The 26,074-nt window shown below is 61.4% G+C and carries 23 protein-coding genes; 9 read left to right on the top strand and 14 right to left on the bottom strand.

Annotated elements, in window-relative coordinates; genetic code table 11:
* Positions 1-75: 75 nt before the first annotated feature.
* From P2W41_RS05265 to P2W41_RS05240, 6 genes are all read right to left on the bottom strand, one after another.
* Positions 76-756 (bottom strand): GntR family transcriptional regulator, encoded by a 681-nt coding sequence (locus P2W41_RS05265; RefSeq protein ID WP_292897229.1) that lies wholly within the window; start codon positions 754-756, stop codon positions 76-78.
* Between the two features lie 202 nt (positions 757-958).
* Entirely contained in the window at positions 959-1,969 is a 1,011-nt protein-coding gene (locus tag P2W41_RS05260) for an ABC transporter ATP-binding protein (protein WP_404934489.1), read from the bottom strand.
* A gap of 9 nt (positions 1,970-1,978) precedes the next feature.
* Positions 1,979-3,043, bottom strand: a complete 1,065-nt coding sequence (locus P2W41_RS05255; protein WP_404934488.1) for a Gfo/Idh/MocA family protein — start codon at positions 3,041-3,043, stop codon at positions 1,979-1,981.
* A complete protein-coding gene (locus P2W41_RS05250; RefSeq protein WP_292897235.1) occupies positions 3,040-3,879 on the bottom strand; it encodes a carbohydrate ABC transporter permease in 840 nt (279 codons plus the stop codon). Before P2W41_RS05250 ends, P2W41_RS05255 begins: the two co-directional genes overlap by 4 nt.
* Positions 3,880-3,892: 13 nt before the next feature.
* Positions 3,893-4,816 (bottom strand): carbohydrate ABC transporter permease, encoded by a 924-nt coding sequence (locus P2W41_RS05245; RefSeq protein ID WP_292897237.1) that lies wholly within the window; start codon positions 4,814-4,816, stop codon positions 3,893-3,895.
* 64 nt (positions 4,817-4,880) lie between these two features.
* A complete protein-coding gene (locus P2W41_RS05240; RefSeq protein WP_292897239.1) occupies positions 4,881-6,137 on the bottom strand; it encodes an ABC transporter substrate-binding protein in 1,257 nt (418 codons plus the stop codon).
* Between the two features lie 403 nt (positions 6,138-6,540).
* Between P2W41_RS05240 and P2W41_RS05235 the strand changes: the two genes are divergently transcribed.
* From P2W41_RS05235 to P2W41_RS05210, 6 genes are all read left to right on the top strand, one after another.
* Positions 6,541-7,431 carry an N-acetylglucosamine kinase gene (locus tag P2W41_RS05235; RefSeq protein WP_292897241.1) on the top strand — a complete coding sequence of 297 codons (891 nt, stop codon included), beginning with the start codon at positions 6,541-6,543 and terminating at the stop codon, positions 7,429-7,431.
* Complete coding sequence (locus P2W41_RS05230) at positions 7,431-8,189, top strand: GntR family transcriptional regulator (protein WP_292897243.1); 759 nt, start codon at positions 7,431-7,433, stop codon at positions 8,187-8,189. Before P2W41_RS05235 ends, P2W41_RS05230 begins: the two co-directional genes overlap by 1 nt.
* Positions 8,190-8,214: 25 nt before the next feature.
* Entirely contained in the window at positions 8,215-9,375 is a 1,161-nt protein-coding gene (nagA, locus tag P2W41_RS05225; protein ID WP_404934487.1) for an N-acetylglucosamine-6-phosphate deacetylase, read from the top strand.
* An 85-nt stretch (positions 9,376-9,460) separates the two neighbouring features.
* Positions 9,461-11,707: a heavy metal translocating P-type ATPase gene (locus P2W41_RS05220; RefSeq protein ID WP_404934486.1), complete on the top strand. Its 2,247-nt coding sequence runs from the start codon at positions 9,461-9,463 to the stop codon at positions 11,705-11,707.
* Positions 11,708-12,287: 580 nt separating this feature from the next.
* Entirely contained in the window at positions 12,288-13,196 is a 909-nt protein-coding gene (locus tag P2W41_RS05215; RefSeq protein WP_404934485.1) for a LysR family transcriptional regulator, read from the top strand.
* Positions 13,197-13,318: 122 nt separating this feature from the next.
* Positions 13,319-13,576 (top strand): hypothetical protein, encoded by a 258-nt coding sequence (locus P2W41_RS05210; RefSeq protein WP_292897251.1) that lies wholly within the window; start codon positions 13,319-13,321, stop codon positions 13,574-13,576.
* A 59-nt stretch (positions 13,577-13,635) separates the two neighbouring features.
* Here the strand turns inward: P2W41_RS05210 and P2W41_RS05205 are convergent, their stop codons facing one another.
* Positions 13,636-14,424 carry an IclR family transcriptional regulator C-terminal domain-containing protein gene (locus P2W41_RS05205; RefSeq protein WP_292897253.1) on the bottom strand — a complete coding sequence of 263 codons (789 nt, stop codon included), beginning with the start codon at positions 14,422-14,424 and terminating at the stop codon, positions 13,636-13,638.
* A 56-nt stretch (positions 14,425-14,480) separates the two neighbouring features.
* On the opposite strand from P2W41_RS05205, the gene P2W41_RS05200 reads away from it, so the two are divergent.
* From P2W41_RS05200 to pcaF, 3 genes are all read left to right on the top strand, one after another.
* A complete protein-coding gene (locus tag P2W41_RS05200; RefSeq protein WP_292897255.1) occupies positions 14,481-15,335 on the top strand; it encodes a CoA transferase subunit A in 855 nt (284 codons plus the stop codon).
* A complete protein-coding gene (locus P2W41_RS05195; protein ID WP_404934484.1) occupies positions 15,335-16,111 on the top strand; it encodes a CoA-transferase subunit beta in 777 nt (258 codons plus the stop codon). The genes P2W41_RS05200 and P2W41_RS05195 overlap by 1 nt, the downstream gene beginning before the upstream one ends.
* A gap of 66 nt (positions 16,112-16,177) precedes the next feature.
* Entirely contained in the window at positions 16,178-17,383 is a 1,206-nt protein-coding gene (gene pcaF / locus P2W41_RS05190; protein WP_292897257.1) for a 3-oxoadipyl-CoA thiolase, read from the top strand.
* Between the two features lie 125 nt (positions 17,384-17,508).
* Here the strand turns inward: pcaF and P2W41_RS05185 are convergent, their stop codons facing one another.
* The 7 genes from P2W41_RS05185 to P2W41_RS05155 form a co-directional block, all read right to left on the bottom strand.
* Positions 17,509-20,184, bottom strand: a complete 2,676-nt coding sequence (locus P2W41_RS05185) for a bifunctional acetate--CoA ligase family protein/GNAT family N-acetyltransferase (protein WP_404934483.1) — start codon at positions 20,182-20,184, stop codon at positions 17,509-17,511.
* Between the two features lie 99 nt (positions 20,185-20,283).
* Complete coding sequence (locus tag P2W41_RS05180) at positions 20,284-21,069, bottom strand: ABC transporter ATP-binding protein (RefSeq protein WP_404934482.1); 786 nt, start codon at positions 21,067-21,069, stop codon at positions 20,284-20,286.
* The gene (locus tag P2W41_RS05175) at positions 21,062-21,859 is read right to left on the bottom strand and encodes an ATP-binding cassette domain-containing protein (protein ID WP_404934481.1); all 798 of its coding nucleotides are present in this window, start codon (positions 21,857-21,859) and stop codon (positions 21,062-21,064) included. Before P2W41_RS05175 ends, P2W41_RS05180 begins: the two co-directional genes overlap by 8 nt.
* Complete coding sequence (locus tag P2W41_RS05170; RefSeq protein ID WP_404934480.1) at positions 21,856-22,689, bottom strand: ABC transporter permease; 834 nt, start codon at positions 22,687-22,689, stop codon at positions 21,856-21,858. The genes P2W41_RS05175 and P2W41_RS05170 overlap by 4 nt, the downstream gene beginning before the upstream one ends.
* Positions 22,686-23,675 carry an ABC transporter permease gene (locus tag P2W41_RS05165; RefSeq protein ID WP_404934479.1) on the bottom strand — a complete coding sequence of 330 codons (990 nt, stop codon included), beginning with the start codon at positions 23,673-23,675 and terminating at the stop codon, positions 22,686-22,688. The genes P2W41_RS05170 and P2W41_RS05165 overlap by 4 nt, the downstream gene beginning before the upstream one ends.
* A gap of 23 nt (positions 23,676-23,698) precedes the next feature.
* Entirely contained in the window at positions 23,699-25,309 is a 1,611-nt protein-coding gene (locus P2W41_RS05160) for an ABC transporter substrate-binding protein (RefSeq protein WP_404934478.1), read from the bottom strand.
* A 107-nt stretch (positions 25,310-25,416) separates the two neighbouring features.
* The gene (locus P2W41_RS05155) at positions 25,417-25,998 is read right to left on the bottom strand and encodes a cupin domain-containing protein (protein WP_292897269.1); all 582 of its coding nucleotides are present in this window, start codon (positions 25,996-25,998) and stop codon (positions 25,417-25,419) included.
* Between the last annotated feature and the right edge of the window lie 76 nt (positions 25,999-26,074).

The raw sequence follows: 26,074 nt of genomic DNA, 5'->3' as shown, positions 1-26,074 counted from the left end.
CAGCTTTTCACATTCTTTGGCTGCACGCTTGCTCCAAAGCGCGCTGTGCCGCAGGCCAGTTGCCACAAAGCCCGATCAGTCACAAAGCGGACGAAGCAGCGTTTGGGTCGCCTTGATATCCTGGCTGATGGCGTCGCACACGCCCGCAGCATCGCGTTTGCGCAGTGCCAAGATAATGTCGTGATGGTGGCGCGTGTAGGTTTCGCCTTCGCGTGAGCGCAGGGCTGGCTCCAGATGACGTGTCAGCATGCGCATATAGGGGCCGAAACGCAGCCACAACGTCTCGGCCAGCTGCATCAACACCTCAGAGCCGGAGCTCTGGTACAGTGTGAAGTGAAACTCCTGGTTCTTCACCAGCATCGTGTAGATGCTTTCCTCGTGACTTGATGTCTCGTGCGCTTTCACCAGTTCTTCCAGCGCCGTGATGTCAGCCTCGCTGCAGTTTGGGGTCGCGAGCTCCGCGGCCAGGCCCTCGACGGCGATGCGCGCGCGGCAGAGATCGTCGAGCCGGGCCTTGCTTATGGCGGGAACACATGCCGAGCCATTGGCGGCGATTTCCAGCGCGTTTTCTGCGGCCAGGCGACGTAGCGCCTCCCGCACCGGCATGTGGCTGGTGCCAAAACTGTCCGCCAGAGATGCTATGGTGAGCGTCTGGCCTGGATCGAAGCGGCCGACCATCAGCGCGTGGCGAAGCTGCTGGTAGACACCATCCTGTATGGTGACGCGTCTGGATACCGGAACGAATTCGCCTTCCATCACCGTGCCACCCCTCGTCGGTCTCGCTTTTGCCGATACAGCTTCTGTGCGTATCAGCTAACGATCGACTAAGCGCGCTTTTCCAGTGTTGCAAGGTTTCCAGCCATGCGGATGCTTTAAATCACATGATTTCGTCGCAAAATGATACAGTGTTTTCTGGAGGCGGCCACAGGAATTCGCCGTCTTTCTATATTCATCATTCTCAGCTGGTCTGGCGGATTGCCTGTCCGTGGTCGTCGAAACGGAAGACACGGTTATCGTCGAACTTCGCGTGCACGGTGCTGTCAATTTCGAAATTCTGTTCGCCGAACAGCCGCGCACAGATCAGGCCTGCGGCACCGCAGTCGAGATAGACATTTGTGTCCGCACCAAGGTGCTCGATGTGCGAGACGCGGCCGGAAATGTCTCCGCCCGAAGGCACGAGTGAAATGTGCTCGGGGCGGATGCCGATTGTCCTGGCATCTCCACGGGAGAGATGGCTGGCCTCAATGAAATTCATCTGAGGCGAGCCGATGAAACCGGCAACGAAGAGGTTCGCCGGATCGTTGTAGAGCTCCATGGGCGTGCCCACCTGCTCGATCTTTCCGCCATTCAGAACGACAATGCGGTCTGCCAGCGTCATCGCTTCGGTCTGATCATGGGTTACATAGACCATGGTCGCGCCCAGTTCGCGGTGCAGGCGCGCGATTTCGAGCCGCGTGTTGACGCGCAGTGCGGCATCGAGATTGGAGAGCGGCTCGTCGAACAGGAAGAGCTTGGGCTTGCGCACCACGGCGCGGCCGATGGCAACGCGCTGGCGCTGGCCGCCTGAAAGCTCTGCCGGCCGCCGGTCGAGATAGGGTTCGAGCGACAGCATCTTCGAGGCAAAATCCACGCGCTCGGCAATGTGGGCGGCCGGGTGTTTCGCCTGTTTCAGGCCGAGGCTCATATTGTCACGCACGGTCAGGTGCGGATAGAGCGCATAGGTCTGGAACACCATGGCGATGCCGCGCTTCGACGGTGGCGTCGAGCTCACCTCCGAACCGTCGATCTCCACGCTCCCGCCGCTGGCGTCTTCAAGCCCGGCGATGATGCGCAGAAGGGTGGATTTGCCACAGCCGGACGGGCCGACAAAGATGACGAATTCGCCGTCCTGAACCTGGAGGTCCACGCCCTTGATGACGTCGACCTGGCCGAACGACTTGGTGATGTTCTTGAGTGCAAGTGAGCCCACGGTTTCGTCCTAGAGTTCGATTTCCTTGCCGCTTCGCACGCTTTCGTCGGCGGCGAGGCAGATGTTGAGGGATTGCACGGCGTCATTCATGTGCCGTGAAAGGTCGAGGTTTTCGCGGATGGCTTTCAGGACGAAGGCCTGTTCGCGGTCGCACAGTTCCTGATGCCCCGGTTCGCCTTCCATGGACAGGAGCGTGTCCTCATGGGCGAAACGCCCCCCGGCATCTGTCTCGGCTCTGTGAATGCGTATGCGCGATGTCTGCGTGTGTGCGTCGATATCGTCCGACTTCGCGCCTTCGTCCATGACGATGGAGACGCAGCCATTCGGTGAAACGATATCCTTCACGAAGAAGGCGGTCTCCGACATCATCGGACCCCAGCCGGCCTCGTACCAGCCGACCGAACCATCGTCGAACATCACCTGGAAATGTCCGTAATTGTACATGTCGGAGGCGATCTCGTCTGAAAGTCGGACGCCCATGCCGCGCACCTTGACCGGCTTCGCATCGGTGATCTGGCACATCACGTCCACATAGTGCACGCCGCAGTCGACGATGGGTGGTGTCGTCTGCATGAGCTGCTTGTGGGTCATCCAGGTGGGACCGGAGGATTGCTGGTTGAGGTTGAGCCGGAACACGTAAGGACCGCCAAGTCCGCGCGCCTCCTCGATCAGTTTCACCCAGGAGGGGTGATGGCGCAGGATGTACCCCACCACGAGCTTGCGCTTGTGCGTTGTCGCCGTCTCCACCACGCGCCTTGCATCGGCAACATTCGTTGCAAGCGGCTTTTCGACGAAAACATGCGCACCCGCTTCCATGGCCGCAATGGCATAGGGGGCATGGCTGTCCGAATAGGTGTTGATTGAAGCCAGATCCGGTCGTGTTTCGGTCAGCGCCTCTTCGAAATTGGTCGAGTGTCGATAGCCCTTCAGCGCATCCGGCAGATCCGGTTTTGAGCGGCTCACGAGCCCCACGATTTCGAAGCCGGGATTGGCGTGATAGGCGAGCGCATGGCTCATGCCCATATTGCCCAGGCCTGCAACCAGCACCCGGACCGGTTTTTCCTGCGCGCTCATTTTACCGCTCCCGAGGTAATGCCGCGGATCAGCTGGCGCGAAAAGATCAGATAGAGGATCAGCACCGGCAGGATGGCGAGCGAGAGTGCCGCCAGAACCGCATTCCAGTTGGTGACGAACTGGCCGATGAAGACCTGCGCGCCGAGCGTGATGGTTTTTGTTGCCTCGGCCGGCGCCAGGATCAGCGGGAACCAGAGATCGTTCCAGATTGGGATCATGGTGAAAACCGCGACCGTCGCCATTGCGGGCCGCACCAGCGGCAGGACGAGGCGGAAGAAGATGCGGTACTCGCTAAGCCCGTCGATGCGACCGGCATTCTTCAGATCATCGGACACCTGCCGCATGAACTCCGACAGGATGAAGACAGCGAGCGGCAGGCCCTGCGCCGTGTAGACGAGGATCAGCGAGGTGAGCGTGTTGACGAGGCCGGAGGCGGCCATCATCTGCAGGATCGCCACCGTGCCGAGCCGGATCGGGATCATGATGCCAAGCGCCAGGTAAAGGCCCATCAGCGAATTGCCCTTGAAGCGGTATTCGGCAAGCGCGAAGGCAGCCATGGCCCCAAACAGGAGCACCATGAAGAGCGACACCACCGTCACGATGAAGCTGTTCTGGAAATAGAGCAGGAAATCGCCCTGTTTCAGAACCGTTTCGAAGCCGACCAGGCTGAAGGTGTCCGCATTGGGAAGCTCCAGCGGTGTACGGAAGATCGCCTTGCGCGACTTGAAGGCGTTGATGACGATGACGAACACCGGAAAGAGCGCGATGATCGTGTATGTCGCCAGAACCGCGTGGGCGGCAATGGAACGAACGGGGGAATGCCTGGCTGTGCTCATCGGTTTCTCCCGCTCAGAACTGGTAGCGGCGCAGCCGCGTCTGGATGCCGAACAGATAGATCGACACGCCGATGAGAATGATGGCGAACATGGCAGTGGCAATCGCCGCGCCAAGATTCGGGTCGCCAAGCTGAAGCTGGAAGCCGAAGAAGGTGCGGAACATGAACGTGCCAAGAATATCGGTTGAGAAATCGGGCCCCGCCAGCGCGCCCTGCGTGGCGTAGATCAGGTCGAAGGCGTTGAAATTGCCAACAAAGGTCAGGATCGAGATGATGCCGATGGCCGGCAGGATCAGTGGCAGCTTTACCTTCCAGAACTGCGACATGCCGGTGATGCCGTCGCACTCGGCGGCTTCCAGAAGCTCGTCGGGAATGGAAAGAAGCGCTGCATAGATCAGCATCATCGGAATGCCGACGAACTGCCAGACCGAGATGAGCGCCAGCGTGGTCAATGCATAGGCTTCCTTGCCAAGCCACGGCTGGAAAAGGCTTTTGAGGCCAACGAGATCAAGGAGGTTCGGCGCCACGCCCCAGAGCGGGCTCAGGATGAGCTTCCAGGCGAAGCCGGCAATCACGAAGGAGAGGATCGTCGGTATGAAGATGGCCGTGCGATAGAACGAGCGCATGCGCAGCCGCGGGCTGGAAAGAAGCGCCGCAAGCAGAATGCCGATCGGGTTCTGCACGATCATGTGCACGATGAAGAACCAGGTGTTGTTCTTGAGCGCGTTCCAGAACTGATCCGACCATTGCGGATCTCCGAACAGGGCCCGGAAATTCTGAAGGCCGACAAAGACCTGGCTATTTTCCACCTCGCTGTAGAGAGCAAGTTGCAACGTGCTGAACAGCGGGATGATCATGATCGCCGTGTAGATCAGAACGGCAGGGGCCAGAAACACGGCAATGTGCCAGCGTCGGGGCTTCTTTGTCGCTTGGGACATGGAACGTCTCTCTATGATCCGGGCCCGCGCGAAAGGCGGACCCGGTTTTGTTCAGAGCTTGCGCTTACTGCTGCGGCTCGTACCAGCCGGCAAGGCCGTCCTGAAGCTGCTTTGCGCCGTCTTCAGGTGTCTGGGCGCCCCGCAGAACGTTGGCGGAAACGTTCCACATCTCGTTCCACAGGTTCGGCGTACCGCGCGAAAGGATCTGGTGCGCGGGACGAATGGTCGATTTGCAGTTTTCGCGCCAGGAGACGAACTCCTTGGCGAGCGGGTCTTCCATCTCCACGGTTTCGTTGGACAGAGAGAAGAAGCCCGGCAGCGAATTGGCGTAGAGCGAGGCGAATTCAGCCGATCCGACCCAGTTCAGGAAGGTGCGGGCAGCTTCCGGGTTTTCGGTCTTGGCGTTCATGCCGATGCCGATATCCGTGTGGTCGGAAATGTAGCACTCGTCGCCCGCATTCTGCACCGGCGGAGGGAATGCGCCAAGTTTGAAATCGGCCTGCTCGTTGAAGATGGCGATTTCCCAGGAACCGGCCGGGAAGATGGCCGCACGGCCAAGCGTGAAGAGGTTCTGGCTATCGGGATAGGCCTGCGCCTCGAAGCCGTCGCCCAGATAGGGAGCCCATTTGGCGATCTCGCGGAGCGGCTGGACCCACTGCTCGTCGGTGAGCTTCTGCTCGCCTGCGATCAGTGCCAGGCGGCCTTCCTCGCCCTTCCAGTAATTCGGACCGATATTGGTGTAGCCCATGGTTGCGGCTTCCCACTGATCCTTTGCGCCCATGGCCATCGGGATATAGGTGCCGTCTTCCTTGATCTTGTCGAGAACCGCGTAGAATTCCTCATTGGTTTTCGGCGGCTCGATGCCAAGCTCCTCAAAGGCGTCTGCATTGTAGATGAAGCCGTGGATCACGGAGGCCATGGGCACGCAGAAGGTTGCCGAGCCGTCATCCGTGCTCCACGCGGCCTTGGCCACGTCGGAGAAGTTCGACATGTTCTCAAGGTCCTTGAGGTCCGTAAGATGGCCTTTTTCATAGAGGCTGAGCGAGGCATCAAACGGGCGGCATGTGACGAGATCCCCAGCCGTGCCGGCGTCGAGCTTGGAATTGAGAACGGCATTGTATTCGGTCGGCGCGCTCGGAGCGAAGTTCACCTTGATGCCGGGATGCTTGGCCTCAAAGGCCGGGATCAGTTTTTCCTGCCAGATGGTCAGGTCGTCATTGCGCCAGCTTTCAATAGTGAGTTCGGCATCCTGTGCCATCGCCGTGCCGGTTGCACCCAGCATGGTCGCGGCAAGCAGTGCCAGTCTGGTGGATTTCATCATGGTAGTCTCCCTGTTTTGCTCAAGACGCATCTCCATGGCTCGGCAAGCATCATGGAGCGCGCTCTGGGCGCTGCTGAACTCGTCTGATGGAGGCAATTCGGCAGGGTTTTGGCCCCTACAAAGCCTTGTCAGCGCTTCCGGTTTGACATGTGCGTGTACGGGAACGTTCTTCTGTGTCCCTTATACGCGCCGCTCCCCGGACCCCTCTGCATCCTCCAATGATGAAATTAAAGTCCAAAAAGATACCATTTGTCCAGAGTGAATTCTGATCAATCGTTGGCGGGTTCTGCATGTTTTCGCATTTTTATATTCTTATCATGCACTTAAATCCGTTTTGACGGGTGTTGATTTTTTGTTGTTTCCTGAAGGTATCTTTTTGGTATTATGGTCGAGAGGAGCGATCATGAGCGATTTCGTCATAGCGATAGATGGTGGAGGAACCAGTTGCCGGGCTGCGTTGGCTGATCGTCGTGGACGCGTGGTGGGCCGTGGCAAACAGGGATCCGCCAACATCTTCACCACATCGGATGCAATTGGCGCGAACATCATCGCCGCCGCCGGTCAGGCTCTGGAGAATGCAGGGATCGACGGGAGCAAGCTGTCCGAGATACCCGCCTTTTTAGGCCTTGCGGGTATCAATGTGGGTGAGCGCCAGCGGGAACTTGCAAAGGCCCTTCCTTTTCGGGACACCCGGTTTGTTCACGATGGTCTGATTGCGCTGCAGGGCGCGCTGGGCGATGAGGATGGCGTAATGGCCATCCTGGGCACCGGCTCGGTTTATGTGGCGCGCATGGACGGGACGCTGCGGAATGTGGGCGGCTGGGGTTTTGCGATCGGCGATCAGGCAAGCGGCGCAGTAATCGGCAGGACGTTGCTGCAACAGACGCTCCTTGCCCATGATGGAATTCTCGAACACACGGCGCTGAGCCGCGCAGTCATGGCGCGTTTTGATGATGACCCTGAAGCCATGGTGGAATTTGCCCAGCAGGATGCTCGTCCTGCCGACTATGGCGCCTTCGCCCCAATGATTTTCGAGTACGACACCAGGGGTGACCTGCTTGCCAGGAACATTCTGCTCGATGCCGTGCGGGACATTACCATGGCGCTCGATGCCGTGGTTTTCGAAGGCTGTGAAAGGCTTTGTCTCCTGGGAGGGCTGGCACACGAATATGCCAAGCGGCTTGCACCACGTCATAGGGCCATCCTGACCGATCCCCGGGGCGATGCTCTTGCAGGCGCGGTTCAACTGGCGTTGCGCGCGTTTCCGCTTGAGACGGTCGGGGAGAAACGCTGATGACAGACCCAGGCCTCTTTTCCGCAGATCGGGTGGCGGCCATGGGGTCAGGCCCCCTTTATCTGCGTTTGCGCCGCTTGCTCGAAGACGCAATTGCGGGCGGGGTGTTGCAGGAAGGAGAAGCCCTGCCGACAGAGCGTGACATCGCTGAGTTGACAGAGTTAAGTCGTGTAACCGTGCGTCGAGCGGTTGACGATCTGGTGAAGCAGGGACGGCTGATCCGCCGGCACGGGTCGGGCACCTTCGTTGCGCCGGCGGTTTCCCGTGTTGAACAATCCCTGTCACTTCTGACCTCGTTTACCGAGGATATGGCGCGGCGGGGCCTCACCTCGCGCTCTGAATGGCTGGAGCGCATCGTTGCTGCACCGTCTCCTGATGAGATGATGGTGCTGGGCCTGTCCATGGGGGATACGGTCGCAAGACTGGAGCGACTACGCATCGCCGACGATGTGCCGATGGCCATCGAGCGGGCCTCCATCATCGGCAGCTTCCTGCCTGATCCGGCTTCGGTGACACATTCGCTCTATGATGCGCTTGGCAAACGGTCGGCCCGTCCATGCCGCGCCACTCAACGGATCTCGGCTCGAAATGTGGATGAGCGGGAAGCTTCGCTTCTTAAGGTCGCTCCGGGGGAAGCCGCGCTCTATATCGAACGCGTTTCCTACCTGCCCGATGGCCGGGTCATCGAATTCACCCGTTCGGTCTATCGCGGCGACGCATATGATTTCGTTGCCGAACTGAAGATTCCCGAGCGCTGACACACTCTGACAGTTGGAACCTAGCATGTCTTCTTTCGCACTCGCCGGCGCGCGCATTTTTGACGGTGAAACCTGGTTCGAGAACCATGTTCTGATGGTCGACAATGGCCGGATCTCGGCCATCGAGGCGCGAGAAAAGGTTTCGCGCGAGTTGCCGCTGCGCGATGCACGCGGCGCCATGATCGTTCCGGGTTTCATCGACCTTCAGGTCAACGGCGGTGGCGGGGTGATGTTCGACGGAAATTGCGGAGTGGACGGGCTCCGCGAGATCTGCCGTGCGCATGCGCGGTTCGGCACCACCGGTCTTTTGCCTACTTTGATTACCGATACGCGCGAAGCAACGGCCGTTTCAGTCGCTGCCGGGCTCGAAGCCGCACGGTCGGGCATGCCGGGATTTCTCGGCCTGCATCTGGAGGGGCCGCATCTTTCCATTGAACGGAAGGGCGCCCACGATCCGGCCCTGATCCGGCCGATGGAAGACGAGGACCTCGCCGCCTTGCTCGAAGCGCGCAAAGGATTGCCGTCGTTGATGGTGACGCTTGCCCCGGAAAGCGCGACGGTCGATCAGGTGCGCGCCCTGGCGGATGGCGGTGTGAAGGTCAGTCTCGGCCACACGAACACCACCTGCAAAACCGCGCTGGCCTATGCGGAGGCCGGGGCGTCGCTTGTCACGCATCTCTTTAATGCGATGAGCCCGCTGACACACCGCGAGCCCGGTGTGGTGGGCGCAGCACTCCAGAGCGGGCAGCTTTGGGTGGGGATCATTGCCGACGGCGTTCATGTGGATCCGGTGGCCATCGGTGTCGCGCTGCGCGCCAAGAATGGCCCGGCGCGCCTCTTCGCCGTGACGGATGCCATGTCGACCATCGGGACGGACATGACGTCTTTCACGCTGAACGGGCGGACCATCATGAGGGAGAATGGGCGCCTGACACTGGCGGATGGAACCCTGGCTGGCGCAGACATCGATATGATCTCCACGGTTGTCTATCTTCACCGCACGGTCGGCCTGCCGCTGGAACAGGCACTGCGTATGGTAAGCGTTTATCCTGCCCAGGCCATTGGGCTCGATCGCTCCAGGGGTGGTCTCACAGCGGGCAAAGAAGCCGACTTTGTCGTACTCGACGATGATCTCGGTGTCGTTTCGACATGGATCGGCGGTGAAGTGGCCCATTCGATCCTCTGATCGGAATCTTTATTTTTCCTCTTGAAGCTCTAGTGACTAGAGATCCTATCCTTGCCGTCATTGATTGATTGCAAGGAGAATCATCGTGTCCTTGAAACAGGATGATCACGCCGCAAACACCCATTCCTGGACAGTGGGCGGCATGGACTGCGCAAGTTGCGCTGGCAAAATTCGAACAGCGCTTGAGCGCCTGCCGGGCGTAAGCGACGTCAAGGTTTCGGTCATGTCCGAGACGCTGGCGCTTGCCCTTGATGAGGGCAAGACCGGACGGGAAACAATTGAACGCACAGTCGAAAAGCTGGGCTATAAGGTTTCCGCACGTCAAATAGCCGGGGCGGATGCCGGTGGAGATGCCAGCGCGGACGCATGCTGTGGCGGCAAGGGGCGGCAGCCTCACCCGGATTCCGGACCATCGGATCCGGGGCATGGTGTCGCCGGTCATGTGCATGGCGCGGATGTGGGTAACAAAAGCTGGTATCGCACCGGGAAGGGGCATCTCGTCATTTTGACGGGCCTTTTGCTGGCTGCTGCCTGGGGAGCCGAGTTCCTTCTGCCAGGTGATTTGGGCATGTGGGCCTTCGTGGCCGCCTGCCTGATCGGTGTCGCGCCGGTCGCGCGCCGGGCGTTCGCGGCCCTGCGCGCCGGCATGCCCTTCACGATCGAAATGCTGATGACCGTGGCGGCTGCGGGTGCGCTGTTTATCGGTGCGGCCGAGGAAGCCGCGCTGGTGGTTTTCCTGTTCGCCGTCGGTGAATTGCTGGAGGGCGTGGCTGCAAACCGTGCCCGTGCCGGTATCAGGGCCCTGGGAGACCTGGTTCCCAAAACAGCCATGCTTGAAGAGAATGGCGGGACCCGAAAGGTGCAGGCATCAGAACTCGTCATTGGGCAGATCGTCGTCGTGCGTCCGGGTGACAGAATTCCCGCCGACGGCGAAATCGTCGATGGCACTGCAGGCATCGACGAAGCCCCTGTTACAGGCGAATCCGTCCCGAAATCGAAGAGCGAAGGGGATGATGTTTTTGCCGGATCGATTGTCACCGACGCGGCGATCAGGGTTCGTGTGACACGCGCGCCGGAAGACAACACAATAGCCCGCATCATCCGTCTGGTCGAGGAGGCTCAGGAGGCGCGTGCGCCCACCGAGCGCTTCATCGACCGGTTCAGCCGCTACTACATGCCGGCGATCGTGGCTCTTGCCGTTCTGGTGGCGGTTGTGCCGCCATTGGCTGTGGGCGCTGCCTGGGATGTGTGGGTTTATCGGGCGCTCGCATTGCTTTTGATCGGATGTCCCTGCGCGCTGGTGATTTCAGTGCCTGCTTCCATTGCATCCTCCCTTTCGGCCGGTGCCCGTCGCGGTCTCCTCTTAAAGGGTGGCGCTGTGCTGGAGGCAGCTGCAAGGGTCGATCTGGTGGCGCTCGACAAGACCGGCACACTGACAGTGGGGCGGCCTGTTGTGACGGATATCTGGTCGCCTGATGGCGAAGAGAGGCGTCTTCTGGCTCTGGCAGCCAGTGTTGAGGCGGGGTCCAGCCATCCGCTGGCGGAGGCCATTCTGAGGTTTGCAGAAAATCTTGGCGTTTTGTTCGAAACAGGAAGTGATGCGCGCGTCATACCCGGGCGCGGGGTGGAAGCCCGGGTGGGCGGGCAGACAGTGTTTGTGGGGTCGCCGCGACATGCCGCGGAGCAGGGCGCCATGACGCCCGAGGCCAGACAGCACATCGAAGCGCTGGAAGCCCAGGGCAAGACTGTTGCCGCCGTGTTTCAGGCCAATGCGCTTTGTGGAGTCATCGCCTTGCGTGACGAACCGCGCGAAGACGCTGCCGCTGCAATGCGTGACCTTGCACAGCTGGGCGTGCGTTCAGTGATGCTCACCGGGGATAATGCCCGCACAGCCGGCGCTATCGCGGGAAGCCTGTCGATGGAGTTTCGTGCCGAGCTTCTGCCTGATGACAAGGTTTCCGCCATCCGCGAGCTGACCGCCGGTCATACGGTGATGATGATCGGCGACGGGATCAATGATGCACCTGCACTCGCCACTGCCGATGTTGGGGTGGCGATGGGATCGGGCACCGATGTCGCTCTGGAGTCGGCGGATGGCGCGCTTCTGCGAAACCGGGTGAGTGACGTAGGCGGGATGTTGCGCCTGGCGCGGGCGACGATGATCAATATCCGTCAGAACATCGCCATCGCCCTCGGCTTGAAGGCTGTTTTCCTGGTGACAACGGTGCTTGGCATCACCGGGTTGTGGATCGCCATTCTCGCAGACACGGGCGCTACCGTGCTCGTGACGCTCAACGCTCTGCGACTTCTCGGATTTCGTCTGGAACGCTGACCCGCACAGAGGAATCGAATACATCCCGACATGTGGACGCCGGCCTTGTAGCCGGCGTTCTTATACGTGATTGTATACGTATATTTTCGCAGCTTTCCTCGCCTAAACGACGACCCGTTCTTCTGGGATTGATGCCATCGTTTTTCCTTATCTAATTGTAAAATAATGATAATTTTTTCCACCTCAGATAAGCGCCTTGTGCTGGGTAGAAAGATATCCACACAAACTACTATAGGTTGTACATGTAATCGGAATACGTTATCGTTTGGTCAATCTGGTGGTTGGAGGGCGTCGAGAATTCTGGGGGACAGTGTGTTTCAGCGGACAGGTGTTTAGCGCTGCGGAGATCTTGGTCCGAGGATCATTAGGAGCCCGGACGAAATGAATTGGCGACATGTTGGCAGGTTTTTCTCTGCCAGCGCCAAGACGGATCCCGCGGGGCCGCGGAACTGCATTGCGCGAATGAAACGCGTGATGCGGACGGACGGATTTTGCCGTCTTTCAACAGTGTTGCGTGCCGCATTCGCGGCGGCGTCCTTCGGGTCAGATTTCCACTCTTATCAAGCGAGGCGTAGAGCATATGGGCATGCACAAACAGGATGGACTTTCATTCGCAACCTTACGAGCCGCGGAAGCGGTCATCGACACACGCAGCCTGACCGGCGCAGCGCAGAAGCTGGGCATCAGCCAGCCAGCGGTCAGCATGCATCTGGGGCGTTTGGAGCGGGCAATCGGAACACCCCTCATCAAGAAGCTCGGCAACCGCATTGTCGTGAAAGAAGAAATATCGGGCCTCATTCGGCAGATGCTCGATCTCGAGCGCCGGCTTCGCACGGTCGGGTACGAGAAGAATGTTTCCAAACTAAAGGTGGGGATCTGTACCTATACAGCCCCACTGCTCCTGGGCGGTCTCGGGCGACTGGGCAAGATCAAGGAAACCGTGAGCTGGCGCATTTCCGATTCCAGGCGTCTGGAGGAGATGTACGATCTGGGGCAGGTGGATGCCGCATTCCGCGCGCTCTACCCAAATGAACTGGGCCCCGACCTGGTCTGCGACTACTCCATGCGTTGGATGGGCGCGCGTGAACTGAGCGAACAGATCAAGCGCAACTCCACCGCGATACCCGTGGTACTTTCAAATCCACAGTCTCCTCTGGGAATTATGGCGCGTGACTGGCTTCGCCAGCGCAATGTACCCTACGAGGTGATTGGCGAGGTGGACGATCTCACAAGTGCCATGAAGCTTGTGGTCGGCGGTGTTGCCGTGTCTCCGTTGCCGGGTTTTGTCTTCGAAGGAAACTCCTCATCGCTGGAGGATTGCGCAGAGATCATCCCTGGTGGCCTCGAAATCCGCTATGGCATGTTTTTCGACGACAAGCGTTTCAATCTGCGGCTTGCGATGGATATTTTCGAGCTTCTCCAGGGAGAGCTTCATCGTCTCACCCCGCCACCTTCTGCCTATCAGGGGCATAGCCTGGCCCGTCAATAAATTCCCACCCATGCCTGACGCCGCGCAGCCCCCTGCGCGGCGTGGTTATGCCTAGAAACTGTCGTCAAAATTTCACCCAGCCGCCGCTTTGCCGTCAGGTTCGGCGCGCAAGATTCCAAACCATGAGCAGATCGATTCACAACGCCCGACCGGACGCGCAAACCGATGCGCAAATTGAGGCTCTCCTGTCGCCGCAGGACGAGGTTTCCATTGTCGACTCACTCTTTGCGATGTCGAAGGCGCATACGGCAGCGGGATCGCGCGATGTGCTTGAGCGCGTTCTCGCAGCCCGCCTGGAGGCGCGACTTGCGCGTCGGATGCGCCAGACCATTGAGCAAACAACCGATCAATCAGGCAGAGCATCAAGGAGTGCGGCATGATACGCGACAACAGCCCCCGGCTCCCCCGGGGCGATGTCTTCGCCCGCGATGACAACGCGCTACTGCAAAGCGAGAAAGTCTTCGATCTCACGCGCGCCCGCCCGCAGATCAGGCAGGATTGTCTGCTCCATCTCGACGCAGGTGAAGCGCGCCGACTGGGTGGAAACGTTGAGCGCAGCCGCAATGCGTCCCGACTTGTCGCGGACAGGCACCGCAATCGACCGCAGACCGAGTTCCAGTTCCTGGTCGACAATGGCATAGCCGCGCGCGCCGGCCATTTTCACGGCTTTGGCGAGTGCGGCCCGGTCCGTCAACGTTCTCTCGGTCTTGGCGCTGATCGACGCCTGCGCGAGAAAACGGGCGAGTTCGGGCGGGTCCAGGTCTGACAGGAGGATCCGGCCCATCGACGTGCAATACGCCGGCAGGCGCGTGCCAACGTTGAGAGCGACCGAAACGATGCGTCGCCCGGCCACCCGGGCGACGTAAACCACCTCCTCGCCTTCCAGGACCGCTGCTGAGCAGGATTCGCCAAGCGTTTCAGAAATCCGCCGCATGATGGGTTCTGCATAGCGCCAGAGTGCGGCTCCGCCCATCCATGTTCGTGCCAGGCCAAGCAATCTTGCCGACAGCAGGAAACGGCGCTCTTCCTGGCGGGCATAGCCGCTGGCCACCAGCGTAAGCAGCAGGCGCCGTGCGCCCGCGCGCGTCAGCCCTGCCTCCTTCGCCACTTCCGTCAGCGTCATGCCATCGGGTGCGCCTGCGAGAATTTCCAGAACGCCGAGCCCCTTCTGCAGTGATCCGACAATATCTCGGCCCTCGCCGGTGTTTGACACAGTCTCGTTCTCCATCTAATAAGTATCGCATATAAAACTTATGTTCGCAATACGAACTTTTGAGGAATGCCATGGCGCGTTTTGTTCCGCTGTCGCAGGCGGTCGCGGAAAATCTCGGCAATGGCGACAGTGTCGCTTTCGAGGGGTTCACGCATCTCATCCCCACCGCTGCTGCCCATGAGGCGATCCGCCAGGGTTTGAGAGATCTCACTCTGATCCGGATGACCCCCGATGTGGTCTATGACCAGATGATCGGCATGGGTCTCGCCCGAAAGCTGGTATTCTCTTACGCGGGCAATCCAGGCGTGGGGCTCCTGCGCCGGTTGCGTGACGCCGTGGAGAACGGGTTTCCCCACGCAATCGAGATTGTGGAACACTCCCATGCAGCCATGGCCAATGCCTATGAGGCGGGTGCGGCGGGACTTCCCTGTGCCATCTTCCGTGGCTACCGCGGCGCGGAGCTTGCCCGTGTGAACCCGAACATCAAGTTCATCGAGTGCCCCTTCACCGGCGAGAGCCTGGCCGCCGTGCCGGCGCTCCGGCCCGATGTCACCTTCATCCACGCCCAGAAAGCGGACCGAAAGGGCAATGTTCTAATCGAGGGCATCGTCGGCATTCAGAAAGAGGCGGTGCTGGCGGCGAAACGCGCTGTCGTAACCGTGGAAGAAGTCGTCGACGATTTCTCCGACCTGCACCCCAATCTCACCATCCTGCCGCACTGGACGGTAACCGACATTGCCGTGGTGCCGGGTGGGGCGCACCCCTCCTACACGCATGGCTACTACGCACGCGACAACGCCGAATATCTGAAATGGGACAAGATCGCCGCCGACCGTGACCTGTTTCGCGACTGGATGCAGAAGAATGTGCTTGATGCGACGCCTGAGGATTTTGCCGCCCGTGTCGAGAAGCTGAGGGACGCATGATGAGCAAGCCCGAATTCACCCCCAATGAAATGATGACGATTGCCGCCTCGCGCGCGCTCAGGAATGACGATGTGTGCTTCGTCGGCATCGGTGCGCCGTCTGCTGCCTGCAACATTGCGCGCCTGACCCATGCACCCGACATCACGCTGATCTATGAATCCGGCACCATCGGAACGGCGCCGGACGTTCTGCCGCTTTCCATCGGCGATGGAGAGCTCTGCGACACCGCACTGACCACCGTGCCGGTGCCGGAGATGTTCCGCTACTGGCTGCAGGGCGGGCGCATTACCATCGGCTTTCTGGGGGCTGCGCAGATCGACAAATACGGCAACATCAACACCACGGTCATCGGTGATTATGACAGCCCCAAAACGCGGCTTCCAGGTGGCGGTGGGGCCCCGGAAATCGCCACTTCCTCGCAGGAAGTCTACATCACCCTCGCCCAGTCGAAGCGGGGCATGGTGGAGAAGATCGACTTCTACACCTCCTTTGGGCATGGTGATGGTGGCGATCATCGAGAGCGGCTGGGCATCGACACCAGGGGGCCGACGCTGCTCATCACCGATCTCGCGATCTGGAAGCCGGACCCGGTGACGAAGGAATTCACCGTCGTGTCGTTGCATCCGGGTGTCACGCGCGATCAGGTGCAGGAAACCTGCGGCTGGGCCGTAACGTTCGCCGACGGTGTGGAGGAGACACCGCCGCCCACCGAACTGGAGCTTGCGACACTGCGCGACTTGAAAGCCCGCACCGAAGCGGCCCATAAGGGCGCATGATCTTTCCGCCGTGCGAGGCGCGGCGGCAGGGCGCTGCCCGGCATTGTTGGTTAGGAGAACCCGTTCATGGCTGAAGCATTTATCTGCGACTACATCCGCACGCCGATTGGCCGTTTTGGCGGCGCGCTTTCCTCGGTCCGCGCTGACGATCTGGCAGCCCTGCCGATCAAGGCTCTGATGGAACGCAACCCCAGGGTGGACTGGGCGGCAATAGACGATGTGTTCTATGGCTGCGCCAACCAGGCCGGTGAGGACAACCGCAACGTGGCGCGCATGGCCGTACTTCTCGCGGGCCTGCCCATAGAGGTGCCGGGCTCCACGGTGAACCGCCTGTGCGGTTCGGGAATGGACGCAGTCACCATCGCCGCGCGCGCCATCAAGGCGGGCGAGGCTGAAATCATGATCGCCGGCGGCGTGGAATCCATGAGCCGCGCGCCTTTCGTCATGCCGAAGGCCGAGACGGCGTTTTCCCGCAATGCCGAGATCTACGACACCACGATCGGCTGGCGCTTCGTTAACAGGGTGCTCAAAAAACAGTATGGCATCGATTCCATGCCAGAGACGGGTGAGAACGTGGCGGCGGATTTTTCCGTAAGCCGCGCCGATCAGGATGCATTTGCCGTGCGCAGCCAGGAAAAGGCCGTGGCCGCACAGGAGAATGGGCGTCTCGCAAAGGAAATCGTGTCCGTCACCATTCCCCAGCGCAAGGGCGACCCGGTGGTGGTCGAGAAGGATGAACATCCGCGCCCTGGCACCACGGTTGAAAAGCTCGGCAAGCTGCCGACACCCTTCCGCGAGGGCGGCACCGTGACCGCCGGCAACGCCTCCGGCGTCAATGACGGTGCGGCCGCACTCATCATCGCCTCGGCAGAAGCGGCAAAGAAATACGGCCTGACGCCGATTGCCCGCATTCTCGGCGGTGCGACCGCCGGCGTTCCGCCGCGCATCATGGGCATCGGCCCTGCACCGGCGACGAAGAAGCTCTGCGCAAGACTTGGCTTGAAGCCGTCCGACTTTGATGTGATCGAGTTGAACGAGGCCTTCGCCTCGCAGGGTATCGCCGTTCTGCGCGATCTTGGTATCCCTGAAGATGCGCCGCATGTGAACCCCAATGGCGGCGCGATTGCCCTTGGTCATCCGCTCGGCATGTCGGGCGCGCGCATCTCCGGCACGGCAGCACTTGAGCTGCAGGCCACCGGCGGCAAGCTGGCGCTTGCTACCATGTGCATCGGCGTCGGCCAGGGCATCGCGCTGGCGATGGAGCGGGTTTAGTTGCGATGGTAAAAATGGGGGCGGGTTGACCGATACCGGCACTCACGCACAATTCGTACAGACGATCCTTAGCTTGTCGAAGGGCGGAGGAAAGGGCACGCACCATCATCTCCGCAGCCGCCCGCCTAGAGCTTCAGCACGACCGTTGTAATGCCGGCCTCACCGCTGTCCTTCACCACGAAACCGAAGTCGCGGCACATGGCGAGCATTTTGGTGTTGTCGCTCAGAACGATGCCTTCAATGGCGCCAATGCCCTCTTCCCTGCCATAGTCGATGAGCTGCTTCAGCAGCGCAAACCCGAGGCCGTGCCCCTGAAGATCGGTGCGCACAAGCAGGCCATACTCGGCGATCTCCTTGTCCGGGTCGGCGGAAAGACGGCCAATGCCCGCCATTTCCCCATCCTCTTCCCTGAGCGCGATGAAGGCCATGTCGCGCTCGTAGTCGAGCTGGGTCAGCCGCTCGAGCATTTCATCCGGAAAGTGCTTGCGCGGGGCGAGAAAACGAAACCTTATGTCTTCCGAGGAAACCCGCGACAGGAAATCCGGGAATAGCGCCACATCGGCCGGCTTGATGGGCCGAAGATGATAGCGGTGCCCCTCAAGGTTCACATCCTTTTCCCATCCGGAGGGATAGGGCCGGATGGCAAGATCCGGGTTCGGCCCCTTGCGGTCGATTTCCGCCGGCTCGATCTCGATGCGCGCATCAAGCGCCACCACGCCGTCGGCATCGGCCAGAAGCGGGTTGATGTCCATGCCCTTGATGCAGGGGAAGTCGACAATCATCTGCGATACCGCGTTGAGCGCACCTGCAATCGCATCCCGATCTGCGGGCGCACGGTCGCGATAGCCGGCAAGCAGCTTGCCTATACGCGTCGACGCCATCAGGTCCCCGGCCAGCACATCGTCGAGCGGCGGCAGCGCAATGGCCGTATCCTCCATCACCTCCACAGCCGTGCCGCCCGCCCCGAACAACACCACCGGTCCGAAGATCGGATCCTGACTGACACCGAGAATGAGTTCATGGGCGTGTTTGCGCACCACCATGGGCTGAACGGCAAAGCCCTCCAGTCCGTCGGCCATACCGGCATCTCGCAAACGCTTGATGATGTTCTCAGCCGCTCTCTCAGCCGCTTCCGGTGTCTTGAGGCCAAGCACCACGCCGCCTACATCCGATTTGTGCGTAATGGTTCTGGACAGAAGTTTGACGACGACCTTTTCCGAACTTTCGAGCAAGCGGGCAGTCGCCTCACTCACCGCTTCTGGTGTCTCGACAATCACGGTTTCAGGCACGGGAATTCCGTAAGCGGCAATGGCAGCCTTGGCCTCCGGCTCCGTCAGCATACGCCGGCCTTCGGCAGCCACTTTTTCAAGGATGGCACGCAGGCTTTCGCGGTCTCCCTCAACATCCTCGCTGCGGCTTGAAGGAACACGGGTCAGCGCCTTCTGGGCGCGTGACCATTCACCCAGATAGGAAAGCGCCGCCGTGGCGCTGGACGGAGTGCTGAAGTTTGCAATGCCCGCGTCCTGCAGAATGCGACGCCCCTCGCGCGCGGTCTCCTCGCCCAGCCAGCAGGTGATGAGCGGTTTTCCATTCACCCTGCCCTTGTCTGCATGGGCCGCAACCGCGCGGGCGGCATCGGAGGGGGAGGCAAGGCCGGTCGGGCAGTTGAACACGAGAACGGCATCCGTGTCTGGGTCGTCTGCTACCGCCAAAAGCGCCTCGCTATAGCGCTCCGGCGGCGCATCGCCGATAATGTCGGCGGGGTTGGAATGCGACCAGTTGGGCGGTAGCGCGCGGTCAAGACGGGCGATGGTTTCAGGCGAAAACTCTGCCATGGTGCCGCCAAGATCATTGAGCCGGTCCACCGCCAGAACGCCGGCCCCGCCACCATTGCTGACAATGCCGACATGGGCACGCTGCAGGGGGCGGAAGCGGGCAAGCACTTCCGCCGCATCAAACAGTTCGCCAAGATCCAGCACCCGCAAAATGCCGGCGCGGCGCAGTGCCGCCTCAACCACGCGGTCGGCACCGGAAAGCGCGCCGGTGTGGGTCGCCGCTGCCTGTGCGGCCTGCGCGTGGCGACCGGCCTTGATGGCGATCACCGGCTTCAGCCGCGCCGCCGCCCGGGCGGCGGTCATGAATTTGCGTGGATTGGGGATCGTTTCGAGATACATGAGAATGCCGCGCGTGCGTCCGTCGCCGGCGAGCATTTCCAGATAGTCTCCCACATCCACGTCGGCCATGTCGCCCAGAGAGACGATATGCGAGAAGCCAACTCCCTCCGCCGCCGCCCAGTCCACCAGCGAGGTGGCGATCGCGCCGGACTGCGACAGCAGCGCCAGCCCGCCGGGTTTGGCCTGCATATGCGCGAAGCTTGCATTGAAATTCATCGGCGGAACCATCAGGCCCACCGTGTTCGGCCCGATGATGCGAAAAAGAAATGGCTTTGCCGCATCGAGCATCGCCTGGCGCAGCCCGTTTTCCCGTGTCAGCCCGGCGGTGATGACCACCGCCGCGCGGGTGCCTCTCTCGCCTAAATCGCGAATGATTCCGGGCACGGTTTCCGGCGGAGTGACGATCACCGCAATGTCCGGTACGCCAGGAATATCGATGGCGCGCCTGTAGCAACGCCTGCCTGCCACTTCCCTGTATTTCGGATTGACGGGCCAGACCTCGCCTTCGAACCCGCCTTCCTGCAAGTTCTGCATCACGATATGGCCGACGGCGCCGGGCCTGCTCGAAGCACCGATCACGGCAACAGAGCGCGGGCGGGCAGCATGTTCAAGATTGCGGATCGTCATGGGCGATGACTCCGGGTTCGCGCGGGTTTTGCGTTTCGTCGACACTATAGCGGCATGGCGTGAAGACTGCGCAACCCGCGATGTGCGATTGCCCTCAGCCTAGGGAGCGTTACGGCGATGAAGGTGTGGCACAGCCGCCACGAGTGCCCTTCCCGTCTGCGACCGCGGGTTGGCGATGATCTGCGGCGTTGGTCCCGTTTCGACAATGCGCCCACTCTCCATGATCGCTACTTGATGGGAGACAAGACGCACGACCGCGAGATCATGCGCAATGAAGACGTAGGAGAGGCCTTCGCTTTTCTGCAAATCAGCAATGAGTTTCAGGATCTGGCCGCGTATCGACTGGTCAAGCGCGGAGACTGGCTCATCGAACACGATCAGCGAGGGGCGCGCAGCCAGCGCGCGGGCGATGGCGACACGCTGGCGTTCCCCGCCTGACACTTCGTGAACGCCGCGCACAGCATAACTTGCCGGAAGCCCGACCCGCTCCAGAAGCGCGCCCACCCGCGCCGGGCGCGCTGCACGATCCGCAAGGCCATGGATGCGCAGCGGGTCCGCCAGAACACCGCCGATGGTCGCGCGCGGATTGAAGGCCGCAAGCGGATCCTGAAACACCATCTGGATCGAGCGGCGGCGCGCACGCAGCGCCCGCCCGCGAAGCTTAAGCCAGTCCTCGCCCAGAAGCCGCACCGTGCCCGCGTCGGCCGGCAGAAGCCTGAGAAGCACACGCGCGAGCGTTGACTTGCCGCTGCCGGACGCGCCCACCAGCCCCAGCGTTTCGCCGGGAGCGATCGTCAGGCTCACATCGTCAAGCGCCGTGACCCTGCGCCCACGGCTGATGAAGGTCTTGCAGAGGTTCTGCGCAACGAGAACCGGCTCAGGCATCGGCCACCCCGTCGATCAGGCGCGGCGTCGAAAAATCGATCTGCGCGGCAAGAAGATGCTTCGTATACGCGTGCGCCGGCTGAGCGAGAACCGCGTGCGCCGCGCCTTTCTCCACCAGCCGCGCCCGCTGAAACACGGCAATGTCGTCGGCCAGTGCGGAGGCAAGCGCAATGTCGTGCGTGATGAAAACCAGCGTCATGCCCGCCTCGCGCACCAGTTCGTCGAGCAGCGCCACGATCTCGGCCTGCACCACCATGTCGAGCGCGCTTGTGGGCTCGTCGGCGATCAGCAGCCCCGGCTTTGCCGCAATGGCGGCAGCGATGGCGATACGCTGGCGCTGCCCACCGGAAAACTGGTGCGGATAGGCGCGAAGTGCGGCCTGCGGATCGGGAATGCGCACCCGCTCAAGCAGCGCCAGCGCATGCGACTTCGCTGCACGCCAGCCAAGCCCCAGATGCCGCACCGCGCCTTCCGCAACCTGTTCGCCAATGGTCAGAACTGGGTTGAGGCTGCCACCGGGATGCTGAAACACCATGCCGATGTCACGCCCCGCCACGGGCGGATGCGCAAGGCCCGGCCAGCCAATGCTCCCCTCAATCCGCGCCTGCGGCGCGAGCAAACCGGCAAGCGCCAGCGCCAGCGTGCTCTTGCCCGATCCGCTTTCGCCGATCACCGCCAGCCGGCGGCCTTGCGCAATGTCGAGATCGACACCCTGAAGCGCGAAGCTTTGCGCATCGTCACGCTCGTAGGAGACCGAGAGACCCCGGATTTCGGCCAGCGGCGCGCTCATCCGCGCGCCTTGCGGCCAGCCATCGCGTCGGCCAGCCCCTCGCCCAGAAGATAGACACCAAGAACGGTAGCCACGAGCCCCAGCCCCGGCACCATGGAAAGATGCGGCGCGGTGCGCAGCACATTGCGCCCCTCGGCGATCATCGAGCCCCATGTCACCACATTGGGATCGCCAAGCCCGAGAAACGACAGCGCCGCCTCCACCAGAACCGCTGTGGCGACGATCACCGCCGTGAGCGCCAAAACCGGCGGCAGCGCATTGGGCAGCACTTCGCGCAAAGCAACTTCCGCCGGGTGCATGCCGATCACCCGCGCTGCGGCCACATAGTCGCGCTCGCGGATCGACAGGACCTCCGCCCGCACCAGCCGCGCCGGCCCTGTCCACGCGCCAAGGGCAATGGCGAGAATGATCACCGGAAGCGATGCCCCGGTGACGCTGACAAAGGCGAGCGCAAGAAGAATGCCCGGCACAATCTGAAACGCATCGACCACGCGCATAAGCGCCTCGTCCATCAGCCCGCCGGCAAGCCCGGCAACCGTACCCACAAGCGTCCCGGCGGCAAGTGCGATCAGCGCCGTGGCAAGCCCGACCAGAAGCGACGTCCGCGCGCCGTGCATCAGGCCCGCAGCCACATCGCGCCCCAGACGGTCCGTGCCAAGCGGAAGCGCCGGATCGGTGAAAGGCGCAGTTAGCGCGCGCCCGACAATTGCCAGCGGGTCGCCCGGATAAAACAGCGGAGCAGCAAACGCCATGGCGGCAAGCAGCACAATAAGACAAAGCCCCGCCACGCCTTCGGGCGAGTGCATGAGACGTCCTGCAACACGTTTCACGGCGCCACCTCCCCGCTGCCAACGCGCGGGTCGAGAAGCGCATAGGCGATGTCCACCAGAAGATTGACGGCGATCACGAGCACCGCGCTGACGATGATGATGCCGGTCAGAAGCGGCGCATCGCGGCCTGAAACCGCTTCATGCGCAAGCCGCCCAAACCCCGGAATGGCGAACACGCTTTCCACCACCACACTGCCGCCCAGCATGGCCGCTGCCTGCAGGCCCAGCATGGTGACCAGTGGCAGAAGCGCGTTGCGCGCCACGTAACGCAGCACGATGCGCCGCCGCGCCAGCCCCTTGGCGCGCGCAGAAAGGACAAAATCCCGCCGCCAGGCTTCCGCCATGCCCGCACGCATCATGCGCAGGAAAAGAGCCAGGTAAATGAAACCTAGCGCGGAAACCGGCAGCGCCAGATGCCAGGCAATATCGGCCACGCGCGCCAGACCCGTCTTGCCGGAGGCGATGGTTTCGATGCCGGCTGTCGGAAACCAGCGCAGATCGACCGCGAACACCAGAACCAGTACAAGGCCAAGCCAGAAGCTCGGAACCGCATAAAGCGCCAGCGAGCCGATCGAAAGCGTCCGGTCGGTCAGACTACCCGGCCGCGCGCCGGCAACAATGCCGAGCAGCGAACCGAGAGAGAAGGCGAGCGCCGTCGCTGCCCCCATCAGCCAGAGCGTGTTGGGCAAACGCTCCACGATCAGGTCGAGAACCGGCCGGTCGAAGGCTACCGACCACCCGAGATCCAACTGCAGCAGCGCACCCACATAAAGCGTCAGCCGTTTCACGATCGACTGGTCGAGCCCATAGCTCTGGCGAAGCTCCGCCACGAGGCCCGCATCGCCGCCGCCCAGTGACAGCAGATAGGCATCCACCGCATCGCCCGGTGCAGCTTCCAGAAGTAGAAACGTGCCCACAATGACGATCAGCAGCACCGGAATGCTGCTGACGATACGCCGCCGCGTCATAGTCAGGGCCCGGTGCATGCCAGTTCGTTTTCCTTGCTTGGTTAGCGGGAGAGAGCCGTGTCTGCCCAGTTGGAAACCGCCCAGCGTGGATTGTTGCCCACGTTCAGAACGGTATCACTGGCAACCGTGGTAAAGCCCCATTCGGCGACGTTTATCAACGGCAGATCTTCCACCACGATGCGCTGGAAGTCGTTGTAGAGTGCGGTGCGCGCTTCCGTATCGATGGTCTCGGCCGCCTGATCGATGATCGTGTCGAGCTCGGCATTGGCATAGCCACCCTGATTGGAAAACGGCACGCCATCGGGAATGCCCGACTGCACGAGGATCGTGGTCGAGATGGCTGGATCGCCGCGGAACACGGGCGAGCCAACGGCGATGTCGAAATCATGATCCGTGTAGACCGCCTTCAGATGCGCCGGCGTGTCGTTGTTCACCAGCGTCACGTCGATGCCCACCTTGCCGAGCGCCTGCCGCAGATAGTCGCCGAACTGGCGCGTTTCGCTGAAGAAGGGTGCCGGCAGAAGGCGCAGCGAGAAGCGCTTGCCATCATCGCCACGCGGATACCCCGCCTCATCAAGCAGCCTGTTTGCCCCCTCGATGTCGAAGGAATAGGGTTTCACATCGGGATTGTAGAATTGCGGCGCGTTCTGCGGCACCGGGCCGGTGGCCGCCTGCGCATAGCCAAGAAACACGGTGTCGACCACGAAATCCCGATCGATGGCATGCGACAGGGCTTGCCGCACCCTCTGGTCGGCGAGGATCTCGTTGCGGTGGTTGATCTCCACCACAAGCTGATAGGTCAGCGCCTCATAACCTTCCGTCACCACTTTCAGGCCAGGCACCTTGGCGATGCGTTCCAGATCCACCAGCGGCACCTGCGAGAAGGCGGCAAGCTGAATTTCGCCTGCCTCCAGCGCGGAACCCGCTGCCGCCCGGTCAGGCAGAACACGGAAGATGATCTCGTCCAGCTTGGGCAGCCCCTCGCCCCAGTAGACGTCATTGCGGGTGAGGCGATAATATTCGCCCGGCCTGTGCTCGGCGAATTTGAACGGCCCCGTTCCCACCGGCGCCTTATTGGCCGGGTTGGCGGCAATGTCCGTGCCCTCATAAAGATGCTTTGGCAAAACGCTCGTCACCACCGGCAGCGCATTGCGAATGAGCTGGATCGGCGTGGGCGCGGAGAAGCGGAAAATGGCGGTGTGCGCATCGGGCGTTTCCACCGTGTCGAGATTGGCGAACACAACGCGGCCGAGATTTTGCAGCGGTTTCCAGACCTCCATCGCGGAGAAGGCCACATCCGCAGAGGTGAACGGCTCGCCATCGTGCCAGGTCACGCCCTCGCGCAGCTTGAAGGTGATGGAAAGCCCGTCTTCGGAACCTTCCCAGCTTGTGGCCAGGCGCGGCGCCAGCCCACCCTCGCCGTCCAACATTGCTTCCGCGAGCGGCTCGACGACCTTGCTGGCGATGAAAAACACGCCGTTCGAGGCCACAATCGCCGGGTTCAGCGAGCGCGGCTCTGAATCGGCCGCCACCACCAGCCTTCCTCCGCGCGGTGCATCCTCTGCCCATGCGCGCGCCATGGGCAGGGCTGCCGTCATCAACGCACCTGTGCCAAGGAAAAGATTGCGTCGCGAAATCAGAAACCCGGTCATCGGAAACCCTCGCTTGTTTATGCCAACAGAAGTCTAAGAGCCGCTGTCGGCAGGAACAGGGCCATGAATGCGTTGCGTTGGTCCAGCCTGTTGAACAAAGCGCCGTTTCAAAGATAAGGCGGGGTACAGGCCGAAACCACTATGGTGCGTCTGTCCGACAGATTGCGAAACCGATGGGGCTGGCGGCTGTCGAACAGATAGGCCTCCCCTGCTTTCAGGATGCGGAAGTCCTCGCCGACGTTGAGCGCCAGCTCTCCTTCCACCACATATCCCCCCTCGCTCGAGGCATGCTGGAGCATTGTCTCGCCAGTATCAGCGCCCGGTTCATAAACCTCGTGCAGTATCTGAAGATTGTGCATGCGCGCATCGCCGATCTGTCTGAGAACCAGAAGTCCGCTTTCGGGCGCATTTGCATTGATCGCCACCCGCGACGTGAGATCGATCAGATCGTCCTTGCCGAAAAAGGGCCCGGGGTTCTCCTCCCGCTCGGGCTCGAAAAAATCCGCCATGCTCACGCCCATTCCGCCTAGCACCTTGCGCAACGTCGATATGGAGGGACTGATCTTGTTCTTCTCGATGTTGGAGATCTGTGCATGAGGAACACCGGCCTGTTCGGCAAGCTGTCGCTGCGAAAGATTGCCCGCGGTGCGCATGGCCCTGAGGCGCGAGCCGATGTCGAAATCGTCCATATGTCCTTCGCCCGTTCGGTTTTGCGCCATCCCGCTCATGCTTTGCGCGGAACGCGGTATCGCTCAAGATATTGCC

Origin of the sequence: Nitratireductor sp. L15S-10, assembly GCF_045011005.1 — a bacterium.
Lineage (GTDB): Bacteria > Pseudomonadota > Alphaproteobacteria > Rhizobiales > Rhizobiaceae > Nitratireductor.
This window is presented reverse-complemented; position numbering and strand designations above follow the sequence as displayed.

Coding starts and splice junctions, on each gene's coding strand:
- P2W41_RS05265 (WP_292897229.1), bottom strand. CDS start 756: ATGGAAGGCGAATTCGTTCCGGTATCCAGACGCGTCACCATACAGGAT.
- P2W41_RS05255 (WP_404934488.1), bottom strand. CDS start 3,043: ATGAGCGCGCAGGAAAAACCGGTCCGGGTGCTGGTTGCAGGCCTGGGC.
- P2W41_RS05250 (WP_292897235.1), bottom strand. CDS start 3,879: ATGAGCACAGCCAGGCATTCCCCCGTTCGTTCCATTGCCGCCCACGCG.
- P2W41_RS05245 (WP_292897237.1), bottom strand. CDS start 4,816: ATGTCCCAAGCGACAAAGAAGCCCCGACGCTGGCACATTGCCGTGTTT.
- P2W41_RS05240 (WP_292897239.1), bottom strand. CDS start 6,137: ATGATGAAATCCACCAGACTGGCACTGCTTGCCGCGACCATGCTGGGT.
- P2W41_RS05235 (WP_292897241.1), top strand. CDS start 6,541: ATGAGCGATTTCGTCATAGCGATAGATGGTGGAGGAACCAGTTGCCGG.
- P2W41_RS05230 (WP_292897243.1), top strand. CDS start 7,431: ATGACAGACCCAGGCCTCTTTTCCGCAGATCGGGTGGCGGCCATGGGG.
- nagA (WP_404934487.1), top strand. CDS start 8,215: ATGTCTTCTTTCGCACTCGCCGGCGCGCGCATTTTTGACGGTGAAACC.
- P2W41_RS05215 (WP_404934485.1), top strand. CDS start 12,288: ATGGGCATGCACAAACAGGATGGACTTTCATTCGCAACCTTACGAGCC.
- P2W41_RS05210 (WP_292897251.1), top strand. CDS start 13,319: ATGAGCAGATCGATTCACAACGCCCGACCGGACGCGCAAACCGATGCG.
- P2W41_RS05205 (WP_292897253.1), bottom strand. CDS start 14,424: ATGGAGAACGAGACTGTGTCAAACACCGGCGAGGGCCGAGATATTGTC.
- P2W41_RS05200 (WP_292897255.1), top strand. CDS start 14,481: ATGGCGCGTTTTGTTCCGCTGTCGCAGGCGGTCGCGGAAAATCTCGGC.
- P2W41_RS05195 (WP_404934484.1), top strand. CDS start 15,335: ATGAGCAAGCCCGAATTCACCCCCAATGAAATGATGACGATTGCCGCC.
- pcaF (WP_292897257.1), top strand. CDS start 16,178: ATGGCTGAAGCATTTATCTGCGACTACATCCGCACGCCGATTGGCCGT.
- P2W41_RS05185 (WP_404934483.1), bottom strand. CDS start 20,184: ATGACGATCCGCAATCTTGAACATGCTGCCCGCCCGCGCTCTGTTGCC.
- P2W41_RS05180 (WP_404934482.1), bottom strand. CDS start 21,069: ATGCCTGAGCCGGTTCTCGTTGCGCAGAACCTCTGCAAGACCTTCATC.
- P2W41_RS05175 (WP_404934481.1), bottom strand. CDS start 21,859: ATGAGCGCGCCGCTGGCCGAAATCCGGGGTCTCTCGGTCTCCTACGAG.
- P2W41_RS05165 (WP_404934479.1), bottom strand. CDS start 23,675: ATGCACCGGGCCCTGACTATGACGCGGCGGCGTATCGTCAGCAGCATT.
- P2W41_RS05160 (WP_404934478.1), bottom strand. CDS start 25,309: ATGACCGGGTTTCTGATTTCGCGACGCAATCTTTTCCTTGGCACAGGT.
- P2W41_RS05155 (WP_292897269.1), bottom strand. CDS start 25,998: ATGGACGATTTCGACATCGGCTCGCGCCTCAGGGCCATGCGCACCGCG.